18 protein-coding genes are annotated in these 19583 nt (G+C 68.7%); 5 read left to right on the forward strand and 13 right to left on the reverse strand.

The genetic code is table 11. The annotated features are described in order from the left end of the window. Positions 1-62: 62 nt before the first annotated feature. Positions 63-446, reverse strand: coding sequence for a DUF6394 family protein (locus tag M8009_RS15245; protein WP_250062733.1), 384 nt, complete (start codon positions 444-446; stop codon positions 63-65). 299 nt (positions 447-745) lie between these two features. Between M8009_RS15245 and M8009_RS15250 the strand changes: the two genes are divergently transcribed. After that, positions 746-1429 carry an HAD family hydrolase gene (locus M8009_RS15250; RefSeq protein WP_250062735.1) on the forward strand — a complete coding sequence of 228 codons (684 nt, stop codon included), beginning with the start codon at positions 746-748 and terminating at the stop codon, positions 1427-1429. A 109-nt stretch (positions 1430-1538) separates the two neighbouring features. Then, complete coding sequence (locus M8009_RS15255; RefSeq protein WP_250062737.1) at positions 1539-1913, forward strand: translation initiation factor Sui1; 375 nt, start codon at positions 1539-1541, stop codon at positions 1911-1913. Here the strand turns inward: M8009_RS15255 and M8009_RS15260 are convergent. Further along, positions 1894-2775, reverse strand: coding sequence for an NAD-dependent protein deacetylase (locus tag M8009_RS15260; protein ID WP_250062739.1), 882 nt, complete (start codon positions 2773-2775; stop codon positions 1894-1896). The two genes, M8009_RS15255 and M8009_RS15260, sit on opposite strands and share 20 nt — an antisense overlap. A 115-nt stretch (positions 2776-2890) precedes the next feature. On the opposite strand from M8009_RS15260, the gene M8009_RS15265 reads away from it, so the two are divergent. Continuing rightward, positions 2891-3802 (forward strand): nuclease-related domain-containing protein, encoded by a 912-nt coding sequence (locus M8009_RS15265; protein ID WP_250062740.1) that lies wholly within the window; start codon positions 2891-2893, stop codon positions 3800-3802. On the opposite strand, the gene M8009_RS15270 is transcribed toward M8009_RS15265, so the two are convergent. The 11 genes from M8009_RS15270 to glnA form a co-directional block, all read right to left on the reverse strand. Further along, the gene (locus M8009_RS15270; protein ID WP_250062742.1) at positions 3803-4597 is read right to left on the reverse strand and encodes a ribonuclease T2 family protein; all 795 of its coding nucleotides are present in this window, start codon (positions 4595-4597) and stop codon (positions 3803-3805) included. Between the two features lies 1 nt (position 4598). Beyond that, positions 4599-5948, reverse strand: a complete 1350-nt coding sequence (locus M8009_RS15275; protein ID WP_250062744.1) for a deoxyguanosinetriphosphate triphosphohydrolase — start codon at positions 5946-5948, stop codon at positions 4599-4601. A gap of 64 nt (positions 5949-6012) precedes the next feature. Then, the gene (locus M8009_RS15280) at positions 6013-7509 is read right to left on the reverse strand and encodes a tripartite tricarboxylate transporter permease (protein WP_250062746.1); all 1497 of its coding nucleotides are present in this window, start codon (positions 7507-7509) and stop codon (positions 6013-6015) included. Positions 7510-7518: 9 nt separating this feature from the next. Continuing rightward, a complete protein-coding gene (locus M8009_RS15285) occupies positions 7519-7995 on the reverse strand; it encodes a tripartite tricarboxylate transporter TctB family protein (protein ID WP_250062753.1) in 477 nt (158 codons plus the stop codon). Beyond that, positions 7992-8978 (reverse strand): Bug family tripartite tricarboxylate transporter substrate binding protein, encoded by a 987-nt coding sequence (locus M8009_RS15290; protein WP_250062755.1) that lies wholly within the window; start codon positions 8976-8978, stop codon positions 7992-7994. Before M8009_RS15290 ends, M8009_RS15285 begins: the two co-directional genes overlap by 4 nt. Before the next feature lie 93 nt (positions 8979-9071). Beyond that, positions 9072-10277, reverse strand: coding sequence for a CaiB/BaiF CoA transferase family protein (locus tag M8009_RS15295; protein ID WP_250062757.1), 1206 nt, complete (start codon positions 10275-10277; stop codon positions 9072-9074). A gap of 2 nt (positions 10278-10279) precedes the next feature. Then, complete coding sequence (locus M8009_RS15300) at positions 10280-11233, reverse strand: hydroxymethylglutaryl-CoA lyase (protein ID WP_250062758.1); 954 nt, start codon at positions 11231-11233, stop codon at positions 10280-10282. A 95-nt stretch (positions 11234-11328) separates the two neighbouring features. Continuing rightward, a complete protein-coding gene (gene glnG, locus M8009_RS15305; protein WP_250062759.1) occupies positions 11329-12741 on the reverse strand; it encodes a nitrogen regulation protein NR(I) in 1413 nt (470 codons plus the stop codon). After that, a complete protein-coding gene (gene glnL / locus M8009_RS15310; protein ID WP_250062760.1) occupies positions 12734-13780 on the reverse strand; it encodes a nitrogen regulation protein NR(II) in 1047 nt (348 codons plus the stop codon). Before glnL ends, glnG begins: the two co-directional genes overlap by 8 nt. 482 nt (positions 13781-14262) lie before the next feature. Continuing rightward, positions 14263-14859, reverse strand: coding sequence for a DUF4124 domain-containing protein (locus M8009_RS15315; RefSeq protein ID WP_250062761.1), 597 nt, complete (start codon positions 14857-14859; stop codon positions 14263-14265). Between the two features lie 199 nt (positions 14860-15058). Continuing rightward, complete coding sequence (gene glnA, locus M8009_RS15320) at positions 15059-16465, reverse strand: glutamate--ammonia ligase (protein ID WP_250062762.1); 1407 nt, start codon at positions 16463-16465, stop codon at positions 15059-15061. 559 nt (positions 16466-17024) lie between these two features. Between glnA and M8009_RS15325 the strand changes: the two genes are divergently transcribed. Both M8009_RS15325 and typA read left to right on the forward strand, forming a co-directional pair. Continuing rightward, positions 17025-17564, forward strand: coding sequence for a glycosyltransferase (locus M8009_RS15325; protein ID WP_250062763.1), 540 nt, complete (start codon positions 17025-17027; stop codon positions 17562-17564). 142 nt (positions 17565-17706) lie between these two features. Continuing rightward, positions 17707-19533 carry a translational GTPase TypA gene (gene typA / locus M8009_RS15330; protein ID WP_250062764.1) on the forward strand — a complete coding sequence of 609 codons (1827 nt, stop codon included), beginning with the start codon at positions 17707-17709 and terminating at the stop codon, positions 19531-19533. Positions 19534-19583 lie beyond the last annotated feature (50 nt).

The following is a 19583-nucleotide window of genomic DNA, read 5'->3' on the forward strand; positions in this document are numbered from 1 at the left end:
TCAACCCTCCATCTGCCTGTCCTGGATCGCGGCGGCCACGCTGAACCGATCCGCGCGGCCTGCTAGCGGCGCGAGAGCAGCGTATCGCCCACCAGAATCGCCGTCGCGACGATATTCGCGACCAGCGCTCCCGTGGCGATCGAGACGATATCGGCCATGTCCCCGGGCCCCGGTCCGCCCCCGCCAACGGGATCCGCGACGATCCAGACGACGCGCGCCGTGATCAGCAGAAGGCCGGCAACCAGGCCGGACGCCAGCAGCAACGCCCCAGTCTGCGAGCGATCCCCCAGTTTCAGGCCGATCGCGACCAGGTTGGCGATGATGGTGAGCGTGAGAATCCAGACATTGTGGTGGGCCGGGGACTCGACGCCACCCACGACGAACGCGTAATTGAGGCTCAGGGTAAGGATGATGAAAAAGCCGAAGACGACGCGTTCGAGATTCATGGTCCTGCTCCTGGCCGTGACGCGCCGTCAGTATAGGCATGAGCCTGCGGTGATCGCGAACGCCATCGCCGTGATGGGCTCGGGCAGCGGCCGGCACCCGGCGTCTCCCGGGCTCGCCGCGCGCTCGACCTCGTGCTTCGCCACACCCTGGAAGCCGTGAAGCCCTGACACCTGTTGTCACCCCGAGATTCAAGAACACTGTTCACAAAATAGGGAAACTGGACTTTAATATTGGGCAGGAAGACCCGATATCTGTAACAATGATCTTATAACGTTCTGATTCATCGTGAGGCCCGGTGATGGCACGCCCCCTCTGCCTGCTCTTCGATTGCGACGGTACCCTGGTCGACAGCGAGCCACTGCTCGCCGACGAGATGTCGTCCAGCCTGACCGACGCCGGCCTGCCCTTCCAGGCCAGCGACTACATGGGAGAGTTCCGCGGGGCCCGCTTTCGCCACATCGTCGCCGAACTGGAGCAGCGCCACGGCAGCGTAGACCCGGCCCGGCTCGACACCCTCGAGTGCCGCATGCGCGCCAACCTTAACCGGCGCCTGGCCAGCGAGCTGATCGCCATCGAAGGCGCCACCCAGGCCCTGGCCGCCCTCGCAGGCCACCCCATGGGGGTGGTCTCCAATGGCCCGGAGAACAAGATCCGTACCTCGCTTGCGGCCACCGGGCTCGCCGAGGTATTCGGTAATCGCCTGTTCAGTGCCTACACGGCCAACTGCTGGAAGCCCGACCCCTGCCTGTTCCGCCATGCCGCCAGCCTGATGGGCTTCGCCCCCGAGGAGTGCGTGGTCATCGACGATGCCCTGGTGGGTGTCAGGGGTGCCCTGGCCGCCGGCATGACGGTGATCCACCTCAACCGCTTCCCCGACGTCGAGGAGACGCCGGCGGGCGCCATCATGATCAGCAACATGTTCCAGCTGCCCACGGTGATCGGCCACCTGGAGAGTAGCCGCGCCCTGGCCGCCCACGCCTGATATCCACACCCTTCCCGCCAGACCGCCTGTGGACAGCGTCTTCACGGATGCAGAGCGCCGACGGCAGGGCTATCATCGCCCGGACACTCTCGACCGTGAGGAGGCCGACATGGCATCCCTGAAGGAACAGCTCGGCGGCCTGGTCTACTCCACCGAACATGGCGATACCTGCCCGGAGTGCCGCCGCCCCCTGGCCGAGTGCGACTGCGACGAGCGGGCCGAGCAGGCCCGCCTGGCCGACCTGGACGGCATCGTGCGCATCCGCCGTGAGACCAGCGGCCGCAAGGGCAAGGGCGTGACCACCATCGAGGGCATCCCGCTGCCCGCCGGCGAGCTCAAGGCCCTGGCCAAGGCACTCAAGAAGCGCTGCGGCACCGGCGGGGCGGTAAAGGAGGGCATCGTCGAGATCCAGGGCGACCACCGCGAGCTGCTCAAGGGCGAGCTCGAGAAGCGCGGCTACCAGGTCAGGCTGGCCGGCGGCTGATCCCTCGGGGCGAGGCATCCTCCAGCATCTCGCACAGCGCAGCCAGGGCCTCGGCGGGGGCCTGGACCTTCAGCGCGTAGAGATCATCGGCCCGGGTGCGGCCGAGGTTGAGACAGGCGATGGGCTGGCCCTCCCGGGCCGCCGCCCGGGCGAAGCGGAAGCCTGAGAAGACCATCAGCGAGGAGCCCACTACCAGCAGGGCATCGCTCTCGGCCTGCAGGGCGAAGGCGGCCTCCACGGTGGCGCGCGGCACGCTGTCGCCGAAGAACACCACGTCGGGCTTGTAGATGCCGTCGCCGCAGCGCGTGCAGCCCGGCACCCGGAACCCCGAGAAGTCGGCCTCCAGGTCGGCATCGCCGTCCGGGCCCGCCCGGGCACCGGCCTCCCGCCAGAGCGGATTGCGGTCGGCCAGCTCGGCATGCAGGTCATGGCGCATGCGCCGGGCACCGCAGCCCATGCAGCGCACCCTGTCGGCACGCCCGTGGAGGTCGATCACCCGCCGCGAGCCGGCCCGCTGGTGCAGGCCATCGACATTCTGGGTGATCACCCCGCCGACATGGCCCAGCGCCTCGAGCCGCGCCAGGGCCTGATGCGCCGCATTGGGCGTCGCGTCCTGCAGGGCACGAAAGCCCACCAGGGCCCGTGCCCAGTAGCGCTGGCGCGCCGCATGGCTGGCCATGAACACCTGGTGCTGCATGGGCGGCGGGCGCTTCCAGTCGCCGCGGTCGTCGCGATAGTCGGGGATGCCGCTGGCGGTGCTGATGCCGGCGCCGGTGAGCACCGCCAGCCGCGGGTGCCGCGCGACGAAGTCGGCGAGCGCCTCGAGGTCATGGGTCTGTGTCGCTGCTGTTGCCTGTCTCACGCCTGCCTCCTCATGCCCCATCGTTCATCCCTCGCCCGTCACGCCGAAAGAGCATGGCCCCGCGAGGGCTAGGTTGTCTAGAATGGACGCTCCCCCCTCAGGGCAAGGAATCCCGATGGCCTGGCTGGAATACCTGCTCCCGCTGATCTTCCTCTTCCCGCTGGCGGCCACCGCGGTGATCGTGGTGGCGCTGCGCAACCTGCATGATGCCCGGGTACGCTCGCCCTTCGACGCCCATCCGCTGCGCGAGCCCGGCCAGGCCCTGCGCGACCGCCTTGACCGCGCCTTCGCCGGCCTCTTCCTCGATGGCGCCCTGGGCCCCATCGTCACCCTGGCGCCACTGGTCTACGGCATGGGCCGCATGCTCTTCTCCAGCGAGCAGGACTGGATCGAGTGGGCGCTCTACGGGGCGCTCTGCACCCTGCTGGCACTGGTGTTCTGCTTCCTGCTGATCCGCGACTTCCAGCGCATCCGCCGGCTGAAGCTGGGACTGGCCTGTGAACTCGCCGTGGGCCAGGAGCTCGAGCGGCTGATCCGTCCCGAGGCGCATCCCTACTTCGTCTTCCACGACGTGCCCGGCGATGGCTATACCATCGACCATGTGGCGGTTACCCCCCACGGCATCTTCGCGGTCGAGACCCGCGCCCGCACCCCCGCCATCACCCCCGGCGGCCGCGAGGTCAACCTGGTCGCCGTGGAACCGGACCGCCTGCGCTTCCCGGGCTGGAGCGAGCGTCGCCCGCTGCGCAAGACCCGCCAGGCCACGCGCTGGCTGACCGGCTGGCTCGAGCACCAGGTGGGCGGCCCGGTACCGGTCAAGGGCGTGCTGGCCCTGCCCGGCTGGGAGATCGACAACAGCCAGGCACCGGACGACCTGCTGGTGGTGGGTGGCGTCGACCTGGCCAGGCGGCTCACCGCGACCCGGCTGGGCGAGGTCGACGACGCCACCCACGACGCCGTGATCATCGCCCTGCGCCATCGCGCCAGCCTGCTGGACCTGCCGCCCCTGGAGGGCCCCTCGGTCTGATCAGTCGAAGGTGGCGATGCGCACCCGGGTCGCGCAGCGGCCACGGTCCTGGCGCACCAGGCCCTCCGCCGCCGGGAAGGCCGCCAGGCGAGCGGCATCGATGCCGATGCGCACCTCGGTGAGCAGGCGATTGCCGCGCCCGCGGCACTCCAGGCGCAGCGCGCGCCCCGTGCCCTCGCCGAAGGCCGCCTCGAAGGCATTGATCAGCGCGTTGCGGCCCACCTCGCCGCCCTGGTTGAGGGTCACGAAGGCCGCGAAGGCACTGGCGTTGACCGTCTCCAGCAGCGCCACCGAGGCCGCGAAGTACGCCGCCTCGGGCAACGCCAGGCAGGCGGCGTGCTTGGCATACTGGTAGCGGTCCAGGCAGCTGGCGCGCCCCGGCATGGCGGCATCCAGCGCCTCCCCCAGTGCCGCCGGCAGCTCGAGGGGCGAGTGGGCACGGCACAAGCTGCCGTCGGGCCGCGGCGTCTCGAGAAAGCACCCTTCCCGCCACCAGCGGCGCCGGTCGATGCCCCGCGTGGCGAAGCGCTCGGGCAGCGAGGGCCACAGGCCGTGCAGCACGAAGCCCTGCTCCGTCCCGTCGCGCAGGTCCGGTTCACGGCACTCCCGGGGCGGGCGCGAGCGGCTCGCGCAGAAGCCGGGATGCCAGGTCAGCGCCAGGGTGTAGTGGTCGAAGCCCTCCCGCTCGAGCGTCTCGAGGGGCCCCTCGGCCAGCGACGGCAAGGCCGCCAGCAGCAGCGCCAGGCCCAGCAGCGCACTCCGCCAGCCGGCCGCGGCGGCCCATGGCAGCGCCATCTCAGTCGCCCCGCAGCCGGCCACCCATCTCCTGGGCCAGGTCCACGGCATAGTGGTCGGTCATGCCGCCGATGAAGTCGAGCATGCGCCGGTAGCTGTCGTAGAGGCTCCAGGAGGGGCGCGGGGTGTTCTCGCCGATCAGCGCCAGCACCCGCTGGTGCTTGAAGGTGGAGCGCCCGTGGTGGTGCAGCTCATGGGCCGCCCCGATAAAGGCCTCCAGAAGAATCCCCAACGTCGTATAAGCGCCAATTTCCAGCTTGGCCTTGCGCTCGTTCTGGAAGATCCGCTCGCGGGCCAGCTGCTTGGCCGCCTTCACCCCCCAGCCCAGGTCGGGGTGGCAGAGCTCCAGCAGGTCGTCCTTGAGGCGCCCGCTCAGCAGCTCCGCCTCGTGCTGCACGAACACCGCGCCCACGTCGTTGACCGCCCGCTCCATGGCCGCGCCGCGCAGGGCGGCGATGCGCCGCCGCTGGGAGACCCCGTGGCGCTGCATGGTGGCATAGTCGGCGGGTTCGCCACCGGCGATCTGGATCAGGATCCCGGCCACCTCGTCAAAGCGCAGGATGCCCATCTCCAGGCCATCCTCCAGGTCGAGCAGCGCGTAGCAGATGTCGTCGGCGGCCTCCACCAGCCAGGCCAGCGGGTGGCGGCACCAGCGCCCTTCGCCGCGGGGCAGCAGGCCCAGCCGCTCGGCCACCTCGGCGAGCAGCTCGCGCTCGCTCTGGTAGCAGCCGAACTTGCCGGCCACCCCGCCGTGCTCCACGGTCCAGGGGTACTTGAGCAGGGTGCCGAGCGTGGCCGTGGTCAGGCGCATGCCGCCGCGGAACTGGTTGTACTCCACCTGGGTGACGATGCGAAAGCCCTGGGCGTTGCCCTCGTAGGTCAGCAGGTCCTCGCGCTCGAGCTCGGTGAGCCCCTCGAGCAGGCCGCCGCCATCGGCCGCGGCGCGGGCGAACCAGTCGCGGATGGCGTACTCGCCGGCATGGCCGAAGGGCGGGTTGCCGATGTCGTGGCCCAGGCAGGCGGCCTGCACGATCACCCCCAGGTCCGCCGGGGTGATCCAGTCGGGCAGGCGGCCGCTCAGCCGCTCGCCGACGATCATTCCCAGCGAGCGCCCCACGCAGCCCACCTCCAGGGAGTGGGTCAAGCGGGTGTGGATATGGTCGTTGTCGGTCAGCGGGTGCACCTGGGTCTTGCGCCCCAGGCGCCGGAAGGAGCCGGCGAAGACGATGCGGTCGTGGTCCTTGTGGAAGGGGCTGCGGCCGATCTCGTCGCGGCCGCCGCCGGGGCGCTCGTCGCGCCGGTCGTGCAGGCGACCCGGGTCGAGCAGCCGCTCCCAGCTCATCTGCGTCATGGGCGTTCTCTCCTTGGATGGCCCATTCTGGCAGCCCCGGGCGCCGGCGCCCAGTCTTGCAGGCCTACTGCAGGCGCCCTCGTATCAGCCAGGCGTAGGCCAGGCCGGCGACGATCAGGATGACGGCGAACAGGTAGATGCCCACCGAGATGCCGCTGTTCCACAGGATGCTCCAGTCACCGCCGGAGATCGACATGGCGCGACGCAGGTTGAACTCCATCTGTCCGCCCAGCAGCAGGCCCAGCACCACCGGCACCGTGGGGATCTCCAGCTTGCGCAGCGCATAGCCCAGCACCCCGAAGCCCAGCATCATGTAGAGATCGAAGGCGCTGTTGTTGAGCGAATAGACGCCGACGAAGGCCACCATCACCACCATCGGCATCAGGAACCAGCCCGGCGCCTGCAGCACCTTAGCGAACAGGCTCACCAGCGGCACGTTAAGCACCAGCAGCACGAAGTTGCCGATCACCAGCGCCGCCACCAGCCCCCACACCATCTCCGGCTGCTGCTCGAAGAGCAGCGGCCCCGGGGTGATGTTCATCGACAGCAGCAGTGCCAGCAGGATTGCCGTGGTGCCGCTGCCGGGGATGCCCAGCGACAGCATGGGGATCAGCGCCCCGCCGGCGGCGGCGTTGTTGCCGGCCTCGGGCGCCGCCACGCCGCGCGGGTCACCCTGGCCGAAGCGGCCGTTGCGCCCTACCCAGCGCTTCTCAAGCATGTAGGCGAGGAAGCTGCCCAGCGCCGCGCCGGCCCCGGGCAGCACCCCGGCCACGAAGCCGATCAGCGAGCCGCGGGCGATGGTCGGCGCGCAGCGGCCGGCGGAGCGCACGCCGGGCATCGCCGAGCCCAGCGTCAGGGTCGGACGACTGGTGCCGCGGATGTCCTCCAGGTAGATCAGGCACTCCGAGATGGCGAACAGCCCCACCAGGGCGACGATGAAGTCGATGCCGTCGTAGAGCTCGTAGAGTCCGAAGGTGTAGCGCGGCACCCCGCTGACCGCATCGATGCCGACGCTGCCCAGCAGCAGCCCCAGGAAGGCGGCGATGAAGCTCTTGACCAGGCTGCCGCCGGTCACCCCGCCGATGGTGGCGAAGGCCAGCACGAAGAGCGCGAAGTACTCCGCCGGGCCGAAGCGGATGGCGAACTGCACCAGCAGGGGGGCGAACAGCGCCAGTCCCAGGGTCGCCACCCCGGCGCCGACGAAGGAGGCCACCGCGGAGAGCCCCAGCGCCTCGCCGCCACGTCCCTGCAGCGCCATCGGGTAACCGTCCAGGGTGGTCATCATGGCCGGCTCGTCGCCGGGGATGTTGAGCACGATGGAGCTGATGCGCCCGCCATACATGCAGCCGTAGTAGACGCTGACCAGCAGGATCAGCGCCCCCGTGGCCGGCAGGCTGAAGTTGAAGGAGAGCGGGATCATCAGCGCCACGCCGTTGACCGGCCCCAGGCCGGGCAGCGCACCAATCAAGGTGCCGATGACGCAGCCGATGAACGCCAGCAAGAGATTCTGGGGCTCCAGGGCCACGGCAAAGCCCTGGGCAAGGAAGGCGAGGATATCCATGTCGCGGCGCTACCAGTCCAGGCCCGGCATGTCGGGAAGCGGAATACCGAGGGCGAATTCGAACAGCGCGTAGAGGGCCAGGGCGAGCACGGCGCCGCTGGCCAGGGCGGGCTTCCAGGCGGCCCCGAACAGGCGGATCAGCAGCACCACCGTCACCAGGGAGGCCGGCAGGAAACCCAGCGGCTTGACCAGACCGGCGTAGCTGGCCAGCACCAGCAGGGTCAGCGCCTGGCGTAGCAGGGCGGCGCGCCCCGGCCAGCGCTGGTTGAAGCCGGGACGCAGGACAAGCAGCAGCGACAGCGCCGCCAGGGGGAGGCTGATCAGGCGCGGGTATTCTCCGGGCCCGATGGGCTGCATGAAGCCCGACTTCAGGTCATGGGAGAGCCACCAGGCACCCACCGCCAGCACCAGCAGCAGGGCCCCGGCGATGCGATCGCCGATGACGCCGGGCACGCGCCCGGCGTCGCCCTGCAGGGGCTCACTCACTGGATGACCCCGATCTCCCGGGAAATGGCCTCCACCTCGTCGATGGACTTACGGACGAAGGCGTCGAACTCATCGCCGCCGCGCCATAGCGGGACCAGGCCGTTCTGCTGGGCGACCTCCTTCCACTCCTCGCTGTCGTAGAGCGCCTGGAGGTCCTCCACCATGGCGGCATAGTCCTCGTCGGAGACCTCGCCGCCGGTGTAGAAGCCGCGCCAGTTGTAGCCCGCCACGTCATAGCCCTGGGAGGCGGCGGTGGGCAGCTCGGCGAAGGGCTCGGGCAGCGGCTCCTCGGAGAGCACCGCCAGCACGCGCACGTCCCCCGACTCGATGAAGCCGGCGATCTCCCCCAGGTCGGTGGAGACCACATCCACGTGGCCGCCCATCATCTGGGTCACGGCCGGGCCGCCGCCGTCGAACTGCACCCAGCGCAGGCTACCGATCTGGTCGTCTGGCATGCCGGCCGCCTTGGCCAGCATCAGCGCCCGGATATGGTCCCAGCCGCCGGCGCCGCTGGAGCCGGCAACGGCCAGGGCACCGGGATCCTCGACCAGGGTATCCAGCAGCTGCTCCAGGCTCTGGTACTCGCTCTCGTCATCGACCAGGATGACGCCCACATCGGTGCCCAGCATGGCCAGCCAGCGCATGGTATCGGCGCCGCCGGGATACTTGCCCTGGGCGATCTGGGTGACCCCCACGGTGCTGGTGGCGACGATCAGGTCACTGTCGTCGGCGCGGTTGCTCTCGACGTTGGCGAAGGCCACGGCGCCCACCCCGCCCGGCATATTGGTGACCTGTACCGGGCCGTCCGTCAGCTCCAGGTCGAGCAGCAGCCTGCCCACCGAGCGGCAGGTGAAGTCCCAGCCGCCGCCGGGATCCGCCGGGGCGATGCACTCGCTGATGGGCAGGGCATGGCCGGGCATGCTGGTGACCAGGCCAAGGCCCAGCAGGGCCGAGGCGGCAAGCCCCCGGGTAGCGTGCTTCATGGTTGGCATCTCGTTGATCCTCCGGTTGTTGTTATATCGACGGTTGTCATGGCCACGGGCCCCACCGGGCCCGGGACCCTCTGCAGGGTAGGTTCAAATCACGCCCTGCGCCTCCAGGGCCTTCAACTCGCCATCATCGAGGCCGAGCGCCGCCAGGACCTCGCGGGTGTGCTCGCCGAGACGGGGCACGGGATGGTGCACCGCCGCCGGCGCCTCCTGCATCTTCACCGGGAAGCCGGTCACGGGAATCCGGCCAAGCTCCCCCTGGTCGAGGTCGATCCGCATCTGCTGCGCCTGGACCTGCGGGTCGGCAAAGGTCTCGCGCAGGTCGTGGACGCGCCCGCACGGCACCCCGGCCCGGTTGAGGTGGTCGATCCAGGCGGCGACGCTGCGCGTCTCGGTCACCGCCGTCAGGCACTCACGCAGCGCCTCCCGGTTGGCCATGCGCCGGGCATTGTCGGCAAAGCGTTCGTCGTCGAGCAGGTGCAGCATGCCCAGGGCCTTGAGCAGGCGCTCCACCATAGTGTCGTTGCTGGGGGCGATGGCCACCTCGCCATCGCTGGCCTTGAACAGGCCATAGGGATAGAGCATCGGGTGGTCGTTGCCGGTACGCGCCGGCACGCGATCGGTGGCGAAGAACTCGGCGGCCAGGTACCCCATCATGCCGATCAGCCCGTTGGTCAGGGCGGTCTCGACGATGTCCCCCTGGCCGCTGCGCTCGCGGCGCACCAGGGCGGCACAGATGCCGAACGCCAGGTTCTGGCTGGCCACCATGTCGCTGATCGGTGGGGCCGCCCGCATGGGCTCGCCATCGGCCGGGCCATTGACGCCCATGAAGCCGCTCATGGCCTGGGCAATGAAGTCATAGGCCGGGCGGTCGCGATAGGGACCGCTGGAGCCGAAGCCGTTGATGCGCCCGACCACCAGCCGCGGGTACTGCGCCCGCAGGGTCGCGTCGTCGAGGCCCATCTTGCCCAGCACGCCGGGCCGGAAGTTCTCCACCAGCACATCGGCCTCCTCGATCAGCCGGTGAAGCACCGCCTTGCCCGCCTCCTGGCGCAGGTCCAGCGTCACGGAGCGCTTGTTGCGGTTGAACTGGGCGAAGTACCAGCTGAAGCCATTGACCATGTTGCCCTGGGAGCGCACGACGTCGCCTTGCCCCGGCGATTCCACCTTGATCACCTCGGCACCGTGGTCGCCCAGGATCTGGGTACAGAAGGGGCCGGAGATCACCCGGGTCAGGTCGATGACGCGAATGCCCGCGAGGGAACCCGCGGCAGGGGATTGATGGTCGGTCATCTTCAGCCTCTTGCGGTGGGAACGGCGGAGCAGTCGGCCAGGGCCAGGCGCGGCCCGGCCCTGGAGACCTGGGCGGGGAGCGGCCGCCCCATTAGGCGGGAGGCCAGTCGGCTGGCCTCGATCATGCCCTCGAGGTCGATGCCGGTCTCGATGCCCATCTCATCGAGCAGGTAGACCAGGTCCTCGCTGGCGATGTTGCCCGACGCCCCCGGGGCGAAGGGGCAGCCGCCGAGCCCGCCGATGGCGCTCTCGTAGCGGTCGATCCCCAGCCAGAGCCCCTGCATGACGTTGGCCAGGCCGATGCCGCGGGTGTTGTGAAAATGCAGGGTCGGCGACAGCGAGGGGACGACCTCGCGCAGGTGACGGACCCGCTCGCTGACCAGCGGGGGAGTGGCCATGCCGGTGGTATCGCCCAGCGACAGCCGCGTCGCGCCGAGGTCGGCGAAGTGGCGGGCGATACGCCCCACCACCTGGACGTCGACCTCCCCCTCGAAGGGGCAGCCGAAGGCGGTGGCGATGGCGCCGCGGACCTCGATGCCGCTTCCCTCGAGGCGGCGGGCGACCTGCTCGAAGGCCGCCAGGGAGTCCTCGATACGGCAATTGACGTTCTTGGCGTTGTGGGTCGCGGAGGCAGAGACGAACAGCACCACCGAGTCGACCCCGGCGTCCAGGGCACGCTCGGCACCGCGCAGGTTCGGAACCAGCGCGGAGAAGTGCAGGTCCGGGATATCGCGCAGGGCCGACACCAGCTCGGCGGCATCGGCCAGCGCCGGCACGGCCCGCGGGCTGACGAAGGAGGTCAGCTCGAACTGCCTGACACCCGCCGCCGCCAGCGCCCTGACCAGCCCGGCCTTGTCCCCGGTGGGGAGCTGCACGGGCTCGTTCTGCAGGCCGTCGCGCAGCCCCACCTCGGTGACCTGGACACGCGTCGGAAGCGCTTCTGGTACGGCGGACATGGGGGCATCCTGTTGAATGATAGGCTGCTTATGCATCGACGCTACGGCAGCGGCGTCACGCTCAACAATGCGCCTTTCGTCCTAGCCCGACCCGGCTACTCCCCCTCCGCCAGCGCCGGCAGTAGCGTCTTGAGCTTTCGCGTCAGCGTATTGCGCCCCCAGCCCAGCAGCTCGGCGGCCTCGCCCTTGCGCCCCCCGGTGTGCTTGAGCGCCGTCTCGATCAGGATGCGCTCGAAGTCCGGCACGGCCTCCTCGAGCAGGTGGGTGTGGCCCGCGGCCAGCGCCCGGTCGGCCCAGTCGCGAAAGGCGGTGCGCCAGTCACCGGTGTTGCCCTGGGTGGCCCCGGGCTCGCGCAGCTCCTGAGGCAGGTCCTCGACGAGCACCTCACGGCCGGAGGCCATCACCGTCAGCCAGCGGCAGGTGTTCTCCAGCTGGCGGACGTTGCCCGGCCAGGGCAGGCGGGTGAGGTGCGCCTCGGCCTCGGGGGTCAGCACCTTGACGTCGGTGGCGAGTTCCTTGGCCGCCTCGGCCAGGAAGTGGCGCGCCAGCCGCGGGATGTCCTCGCGACGCTCGGAAAGCCGGGGCAGGTGCACGCGGATCACGTTGAGGCGGTGGAAGAGGTCCTCGCGGAAGCGGCCGTCCTCCACCAGGGTCTCCAGGTTCTGGTGGGTGGCGGCGATGATCCGCACGTCCACCTTCACCGAGGTGTGGCCCCCCACCCGGTAGAACTCGCCGTCGGCCAGCACCCTCAGCAGGCGCGTCTGGGTCTCGGCGGGCATGTCGCCGATCTCGTCGAGGAACAGGGTGCCGCCGTCGGCCTGCTCGAAGCGTCCCTGACGCTGGGCGGTGGCGCCGGTGAAGGCGCCCTTCTCGTGACCGAACAGCTCCGACTCGATCAGGTCCTTGGGAATCGCCGCCATGTTCAGGGCGATGAAGGGCTTGCCGGTCCGCGGGCTGTGCTGGTGCAGCGCCCGGGCCACCCGCTCCTTGCCGGTCCCCGACTCGCCGTTGATCAACACGGTGATATGCGAGTGCGACAGCCGGCCGATGGCGCGGAACACCTCCTGCATGGCCGGGGCCTCGCCGATGATCTCGGCATCCAGCCCCTCGGGCACGCTGACCGGACGACGCCGCTCACGGGCATGGGCCACGGCGCGGCGCACCAGGGCCAACGCCTCGTCCACGTCGAAGGGCTTGGGCAGGTACTCGAAGGCGCCGCCCTGGTAGGAGGCCACGGCGCTGTCGAGGTCGGAGTGGGCGGTCATCACGATCACCGGCAGCTCCGGATGCACCTCGCGCACCTTGGCCATCAGGTCCAGGCCATCGATCCCGGGCATGCGGATATCGGTGACCAGCACATCCGGCGGCGCCTCGAGCAGGCGCTCCAGGGCACGGTCGGCCCGATCGAGGGTCTCGACCTCGAGGTCGGGCTGGGCCAGGGCACGCTCCAGCACCCAGCGAATGGCGCGATCGTCGTCGACGACCACCACGCGTGCGACATCAGTCATGGCGCTTCTCCAGCGGAATCAGCAGTCGGAATTGGGTATGGCCGGGCTCGGAGTCGCACTCGATCAGCCCCTGGTGCTGGTGCAGGATCGACTGGGCGATGGAGAGCCCCAGGCCGCTGCCCTCGGCGCGGCCTGAGACCATGGGGTAGAAGAGGGTCTCGCGCAGCGACTCGGGAATCCCTGGGCCGTTGTCGATGATCGCCACCTCGCAGACCAGCCGATGACGCTCGGCGCCCAGGGTGAACTGGCGGCGGGCGCGGGTGCGCAGGGTGAGCCGCGGCGAGGCGATGTCGGCCTCGGTCATCGCCTCCACGGCATTGCGCGCCACATTGAGCACGGCCTGGATCAGCTGCGACTCGTCACCGGCGAGGTCCGGCAGGCTGGGATCATAGTCGCGCTCGATCCACACCCCCGGCTGCTCGACGATCAGCAGCGCGCGGACCCGCTCCAGCACCTTGTGGATATTGAGCGGCTCGTGGCGAATCATCCGGTTGGGGCCCAGCATGGAGTCGACCAGGTCACGCAGCCGGTCGACCTCCTCGATGATGATGCGGGTGAACTCCTGCAGGCCGGGGTCGTCGAGGTCGCGTTCCAGCAGCTGGGCCGCACCGCGGATGCCACCCAGGGGATTCTTCACCTCGTGGGCCAGGCCCCGGGCAAGCACCTTGATGGTCTCCTGGCGGGTCTGCAGCGCCTCCTCCCGGGAGATGCGCAGCAGTCGGTCGCGGGGCTGCACCTCCAGCAGCAGCTCGTCGGCGGAGAGCGGCGAGACGGTGTAGTCGACGGTCAGCACCTCGCCGGTGACCAGGGTCAGGCGCGCCTCGCGCTGGGTGAAGGGGTGGAACTCGTCGCGGGCCTTGTCCAGCAGCTCGCCGATCTCCTCCCCACCATCCACCAGGGACGGCAGGGGCAGCCCCTTCAAGCGGCTCAGGCTGATCGCCAGCAGCGCCTCGGCGGCCGGATTCATCCAGCGCAGCCGCAGCTCGCCATCGAGCAGCAGCACCGCCGTGGTGAGGTGTTCCATCAAGCGTTGGTACATGGGGAGGTCCTGCCCGGTCCGATTGTGGCCTCCCGCAGGAGGCGCTTTCAGGAGCTATTGCAAGAAGTTCTTGTAAGAAGCTCCTGCAAGAAGCGCGCCACCCCATGGCGCACGGCATGGCGCCGTATCGGGGCAGGGCTGCACCGACATTGCGCACCACTTTAGTGCATGATGGCATCGAACGCCCATTGTCGTGCAGCGCTGACGGGGCGAGCGCGGGGCGGTCAGCGTCCCTCCGGGGGCGGGAAGGCGTGGGACGGATGGCGATGGGGCGTGGCTGCCGGCCACCCCCGCTCATCATCGTGGTGGCGTGGGGCCCGGTCGTCGCGCAACCGTTCCAGGTGATCGAAGGCGCTGCCCTCGCCCACCCGGTCAGCATGATCGAAGGCATCGAGGCGACCCTCGTCGCGGGGCGGGGGCTCGCGACAGGGCCTGTGGGTGCCGTCCGGACACAGCGGCCGATGTGGCCGGCGAGGGGGAAGCTAATTGCTGCCCGGGTTATTGGGGTTCTGGGGCAGGTTGACGCTGGCCCGCTGCACGTAGAGGGTCACCGGCGAAGTGCGATGGCGCACCGCGCCGCTGCCATCCAGCAGCTCGGCCTGCAGCACGTGCTCGCCACGCTCCAGGTTATTGAGCATGAAGGTATCGGTGTACATGGCCGTCTGGCTGACTTGGCCATCCACCAGCAGGCGCACCCGATGGTCCTCGCGCAGGTCCGGCTGGACGCCGAGGGACACCTGGACGTTGCCCGCGGCCCCGGTCGGCAGGGTCTCCTCCTGGCGTGGCGAGAGGATGCCGAAGCTGTCGTAGGGCATGAAGGGCTGCCCCGGCCCGGCGGCTGCCCCGCCGCCACTGCCGCTGCCGCCACCGTCAACAACCGCCGGCGCACCGGCCTCGCGGACCTCGCCGCGGCCGGGCACCACGGTAAGCGGCTTGAGGACGACCTCCTCACCGCCGCGCTCCGGGTTGTCGGTGAACACCACGTTGCCCTGGGCATCGGTGGTGCGGTAGATGGTCTGGGCCTGGGCCGCGAGGCTGGCCGACAGCCCCAGCGCCAGGATCACGAGTGCCTTGTTCATGCCTACCCCCTGCGTCGTTACCACCGCCGCCCGACGGCAACGGCCATGAGAGATTGCCTCATCCTGTCCTTGGCTCATTCTTTCCTTGGATAGTGTATGACAGAAAGGGGTTCCGCCATGGCGGAACCCCTTCTTCGCTCAACGCGCGTGACGGCGAGCCGCCCCGGACCGGCAGGCCCGGGCGGTCGGCCGCCCTCGATCAGCAGCTGTAGTACATGTCGAACTCGATCGGGTGCGTGGTCATGCGGATGCGCTCCACGTCCTCGCTGAGCAGTTCGATGTAGGCATCGATCATCTCGTCGGTGAACACTCCACCCTCGGTCAGGAAGCCGCGATCGGCATCCAGCGCCTCCAGGGCCTGGTCGAGGCTGTGGGCCACGGTCGGCACGGCCTTGCCCTCTTCCGGCGGCAGGTCGTAGAGGTTCTTATCCATGGGGTCGCCGGGGTGGATCTTGTTCTTGATGCCGTCGATGCCGGCCATCAACATCGCCGCGAAGGCCAGGTAGGGGTTGGCGGTCGGGTCCGGGAAGCGGGTCTCGACGCGCTTGCCCTTGGGGCTCGCGGTGTAGGGGATGCGCAGCGAGGCGGAGCGGTTGCGGGCGCTGTAGGCGAGCATCACCGGCGCCTCGAAGCCCGGCACCAGGCGCTTGTAGGAGTTGGTGGAGGCGTTGGTGAAGGCGTTCAGGGCACGGGCGTGCTTGATGATGCCGCCGATGTAGTAGAGCGCCATCTCGGAGAGGCCCGCGTACTCGTCACCGGCAAACTGGTTGACGCCTTCCTTCCAGAAGGACTGGTGGACGTGCATGCCGCTGCCGTTGTCGCCGACCAGCGGCTTGGGCATGAAGGTGGCGGTCTTGCCGTAGGCGTGGGCCACGTTGTGGATCACGTACTTCATCTCCTGGACCTCGTCGGCCTTCTTCACGAGGGTGTTGAACTTCACACCGATCTCGTTCTGGCCGGCGTTGGCCACCTCGTGGTGGTGCACCTCGACGGACTGGCCAATGGCTTCCAGGGTGTTGCACATGGCGCCGCGGATATCGTGGAAGCTGTCCACCGGCGGGACCGGGAAGTAGCCGCCCTTGACCCGCGGACGGTGGGCCAGGTTGCCGCCTTCCACCGGACGGTCGGTGGACCAGGCGCCCTCTTCCGAGGTGATCTTGTACATGGAGCCCTCGATGTCGGACTTCCAGTGCACCTCGTCGAAGATGAAGAACTCGGGCTCCGGGCCGAAGAAGGCGGTATCGCCCAGGCCGGAGGACTGCAGATAGGCCTCGGCGCGCTTGGCGATGGAGCGCGGGTCACGCTCGTAGCCCTGCATGGTGGCCGGCTCGATGATATCGCAGCGCAGCACCAGGGTGGCGTCCTCGGTGAAGGGGTCGAGGAAGGCGGTGCCGTCCTCCGGGCGCAGGATCATGTCCGACTCGTTGATGCCCTTCCAGCCGGAAATGGAGGAACCATCGAACATCTGGCCGTTCTCGAAAAATTCCTCGTCGACGTCACGGGCCGGGATGGTGACGTGCTGCTCCTTGCCGCGGGTGTCGGTGAAGCGCAGATCGACCCACTTCACGTCATGTTCTTCAATCAGGGCGAGAGTCTTGGCAGACATGATGTCCTCCACTGTGAGCTAGGCTCTAAGGTTTGGGCTGTTGGTAATGCACTGGCGCTGGCGATCCCAGCACGTGTTGTAGCATGCCGCGGCAGCGCTGCCCACGACCGCCATGCACGAACATGGCACTGCCCAGAACAATGCAGGCAGCGTGCCAACCTTGCACCGTTTCATTCCATTTACCCCTTATCCAATTGATTTAAAAAAACTTTCAATCCTGTCTTTCAGAAAGCACCTGCACCAGCATCCAGCCGGAGCCCCGGGAACCCGGCATGCCCCGCCCCCATATGCACCATATAAGTGCACAAACACCCCTTTTCGCACCATATTGAAACGCCCTGGCGCCGCCTTGCCCGCCGATGGCGCACCTCATGCTCAGGGCGGTCGGAAGGTCATGGCTCGCGGGCAGAAATATCAGTCCAGCGCCCCATTGATACGCTTCACAACCAAAAACTACACTCAATTACATGGCGGCGCCGGCCGGCGATGGCGCGGGTTCCGGAGATGGCGCCATGTCAGCCCGACCCGCGCACGACCTACCACTGGAGCCGGCACGAGCATGATCGTCTGCAGCATCCTCCTCGATGCCCGCGCCGCGGGTGCCGGCCTCCCCCGCCGCCTGGCAGCCCTCAGGCCGCTCCGTCAGCGTCGGGACCTGCGCCTGGAAGTGGTGCTTGCCGACGATACCGAGGATCCGCGCCTGCTGCGCCTGGCAAGCGGGGATGACATACGCATCGTGGCCACCGAGGGGACTCCCCTGGGGGATCGCCTCAATACGGCCGTAGCCCACTGCCAGGGGCAGGTGCTGCTGTTCCCGGCCCGGGGGCGCAGCATCCCCGTCGGCTGGCTGACGAAGGCGCTGGAGGACATCGACAAGCACAGCCGGGATGCCGTGGTGTTGACCACCTCGAACACCGGGCGACTGGTGCAGCTCTGGCAGCGCCTGCGCCACCAGACGCCCGCGGACACCCTCTGCGTCTCGCGGGCCTGGTTCGAGCGCATCGGCGGCTGCGACCCGGCACTCGACGCCGAGGCCCTGCCCGACCTGATCGAGCGCCTGCGTGCCTGCCAGGCCAGGGTCAGCGCCGTGGTGGCCTGAGCCGCGGTCGACATGGCGCTCCGCTGGAGCCCCCCAAGCCACTGATATCCCGTGGCAGCGCAAGATTCACCGCGACAACGCTGGTAGCCGTCATCGCCCTGCCCCTATAATGCGGCCCCAATTTTGTCAGCAGGATCCCGTCGTGATCGAGAATCTTCGCAACATCGCCATCATCGCTCACGTCGACCACGGCAAGACCACCCTGGTCGACAAACTGCTCAGCCAGTCCGGCACGCTCGACCGCAAGGCCGAGGGGCAGGAGCGCATCATGGACTCCAATGACCAGGAAAAGGAGCGCGGCATCACCATCCTGGCCAAGAACACGGCGATCCGCTGGCAGGCCCCCGACGGCCAGTACTACCACATCAACATCGTCGACACGCCGGGACACGCCGACTTCGGCGGCGAGGTCGAGCGCGTCATGTCCATGGTCGACTCCGTGCTGCTGCTGGTGGACGCGGTCGACGGTCCCATGCCGCAGACCCGCTTCGTCACCCAGAAGGCCTTCGACCAGGGCCTCAAGCCAATCGTGGTGGTCAACAAGATTGACCGCCCCGGCGCCCGCCCGGACTGGGTCATCGACCAGATCTTCGACCTGTTCGACAACCTCGGCGCCAGCGACGACCAGCTCGACTTCCCGATCATCTACTGCTCGGCGCTCAACGGCATCGCCGGGCCGGACCCCGACGAGCTGGCCGAGGACATGACCCCCATGTTCCAGTCCATCGTCGACATCGTCGAGCCGCCCAAGGTCGAGCTAGACGGCGCCTTCCAGATGCAGATCTCGGCGCTCGACTACAACAGCTATGTCGGCGTCATCGGCCTGGGCCGCATCACGCGCGGCGCGGTGAAGCCCAACCAGCAGGTCACCGTCGTCACCAAGGAAGGCAACACCCGCAAGGGCAAGATCGGCCAAGTGATGACCCACATGGGCCTGGAGCGCGTGCAGACCGACGAGGCCACCGCCGGCGACATCGTCTGCATCACCGGCATCGACAACCTGGCGATCTCCGACACCCTGTGCGATCCGGCCGCCGTCGAGGCGCTGCCGCCTCTCTCGGTGGACGAGCCCACCGTCTCGATGAGCTTCCAGGTCAATGACTCGCCTTTCGCCGGCAAGGACGGCAAGTTCGTCACCAGCCGCAACATCAAGGACCGGCTCGAGCAGGAGCTGATCCACAACGTGGCGCTGCGCGTCGAGCAGGGCGAGACCCCGGAGAAGTTCAAGGTCTCCGGCCGCGGCGAGCTGCACCTCTCGGTGCTGATCGAGACCATGCGGCGCGAGGGCTTCGAGCTCGCCGTGGGACGTCCCGAGGTGATCATCCGCGAGATCGACGGGGAGAAGCAGGAGCCTTATGAAGAGGTGATCATCGACTGCGAGGAGCAGCACCAGGGGGCCATCATGGAGGAGCTCGGCTATCGCAAGGGCGAGCTCTCCAACATGAACCCGGACGGCAAGGGCCGCGTGCGCCTGGACTTCATGATCCCCGCCCGCGGGTTGATCGGCTTCCGTGGCCAGTTCCTGACCCTGACCTCCGGCACCGGCATCCTCACCAGCCGCTTCGACCACTATGGCCCGCTCAAGCCCGATGCCTCCATCGAGCGGCGCAACGGCGTGCTGGTCTCGATGGTCTCCGGCAAGGCCCTGGCCTATGCCCTCTATGCCCTGCAGGAGCGCGGCAAGCTGATCATCGATCACGGCACCGAGGTCTACGAGGGCATGCTGATCGGCATCAACAACCGTGCCAACGACATGGTGGTCAACCCCACCAAGGGCAAGAAGCTCGACAACATGCGCGCCTCGGGCAACGACGAGAACATCGTGCTCACGCCGCCGGTGAAGTTCAGCCTCGAGCAGGCCATCGAGTTCCTCGATGACGACGAGCTGGTCGAGATCACCCCGCACCACATCCGGCTGCGCAAGAAGCACCTGACCGAGAACGAGCGCAAGCGCGCCAGCAAGAAGTAAGGTCCGCTGCCCGTGCCGCACCCAGAGCCCGCCATCCGGCGGGCTCTGTC

The sequence above is a fragment of the Halomonas gemina genome (assembly GCF_023554995.1).
In the GTDB taxonomy this organism is placed as follows: domain Bacteria; phylum Pseudomonadota; class Gammaproteobacteria; order Pseudomonadales; family Halomonadaceae; genus Halomonas; species Halomonas gemina.

Excerpts from the sequence above, each read along its gene's own strand:
- M8009_RS15245 (WP_250062733.1), bottom strand. The coding sequence starts at position 446 with ATGAATCTCGAACGCGTCGTCTTCGGCTTTTTCATCATCCTTACCCTG.
- M8009_RS15250 (WP_250062735.1), top strand. The coding sequence starts at position 746 with ATGGCACGCCCCCTCTGCCTGCTCTTCGATTGCGACGGTACCCTGGTC.
- M8009_RS15255 (WP_250062737.1), top strand. The coding sequence starts at position 1,539 with ATGGCATCCCTGAAGGAACAGCTCGGCGGCCTGGTCTACTCCACCGAA.
- M8009_RS15265 (WP_250062740.1), top strand. The coding sequence starts at position 2,891 with ATGGCCTGGCTGGAATACCTGCTCCCGCTGATCTTCCTCTTCCCGCTG.
- M8009_RS15270 (WP_250062742.1), bottom strand. The coding sequence starts at position 4,597 with ATGGCGCTGCCATGGGCCGCCGCGGCCGGCTGGCGGAGTGCGCTGCTG.
- M8009_RS15275 (WP_250062744.1), bottom strand. The coding sequence starts at position 5,948 with ATGACGCAGATGAGCTGGGAGCGGCTGCTCGACCCGGGTCGCCTGCAC.
- M8009_RS15280 (WP_250062746.1), bottom strand. The coding sequence starts at position 7,509 with ATGGATATCCTCGCCTTCCTTGCCCAGGGCTTTGCCGTGGCCCTGGAG.
- M8009_RS15290 (WP_250062755.1), bottom strand. The coding sequence starts at position 8,978 with ATGAAGCACGCTACCCGGGGGCTTGCCGCCTCGGCCCTGCTGGGCCTT.
- M8009_RS15295 (WP_250062757.1), bottom strand. The coding sequence starts at position 10,277 with ATGACCGACCATCAATCCCCTGCCGCGGGTTCCCTCGCGGGCATTCGC.
- M8009_RS15300 (WP_250062758.1), bottom strand. The coding sequence starts at position 11,233 with ATGTCCGCCGTACCAGAAGCGCTTCCGACGCGTGTCCAGGTCACCGAG.
- glnG (WP_250062759.1), bottom strand. The coding sequence starts at position 12,741 with ATGACTGATGTCGCACGCGTGGTGGTCGTCGACGACGATCGCGCCATT.
- glnL (WP_250062760.1), bottom strand. The coding sequence starts at position 13,780 with ATGTACCAACGCTTGATGGAACACCTCACCACGGCGGTGCTGCTGCTC.
- M8009_RS15315 (WP_250062761.1), bottom strand. The coding sequence starts at position 14,859 with ATGAACAAGGCACTCGTGATCCTGGCGCTGGGGCTGTCGGCCAGCCTC.
- glnA (WP_250062762.1), bottom strand. The coding sequence starts at position 16,465 with ATGTCTGCCAAGACTCTCGCCCTGATTGAAGAACATGACGTGAAGTGG.
- M8009_RS15325 (WP_250062763.1), top strand. The coding sequence starts at position 17,025 with ATGATCGTCTGCAGCATCCTCCTCGATGCCCGCGCCGCGGGTGCCGGC.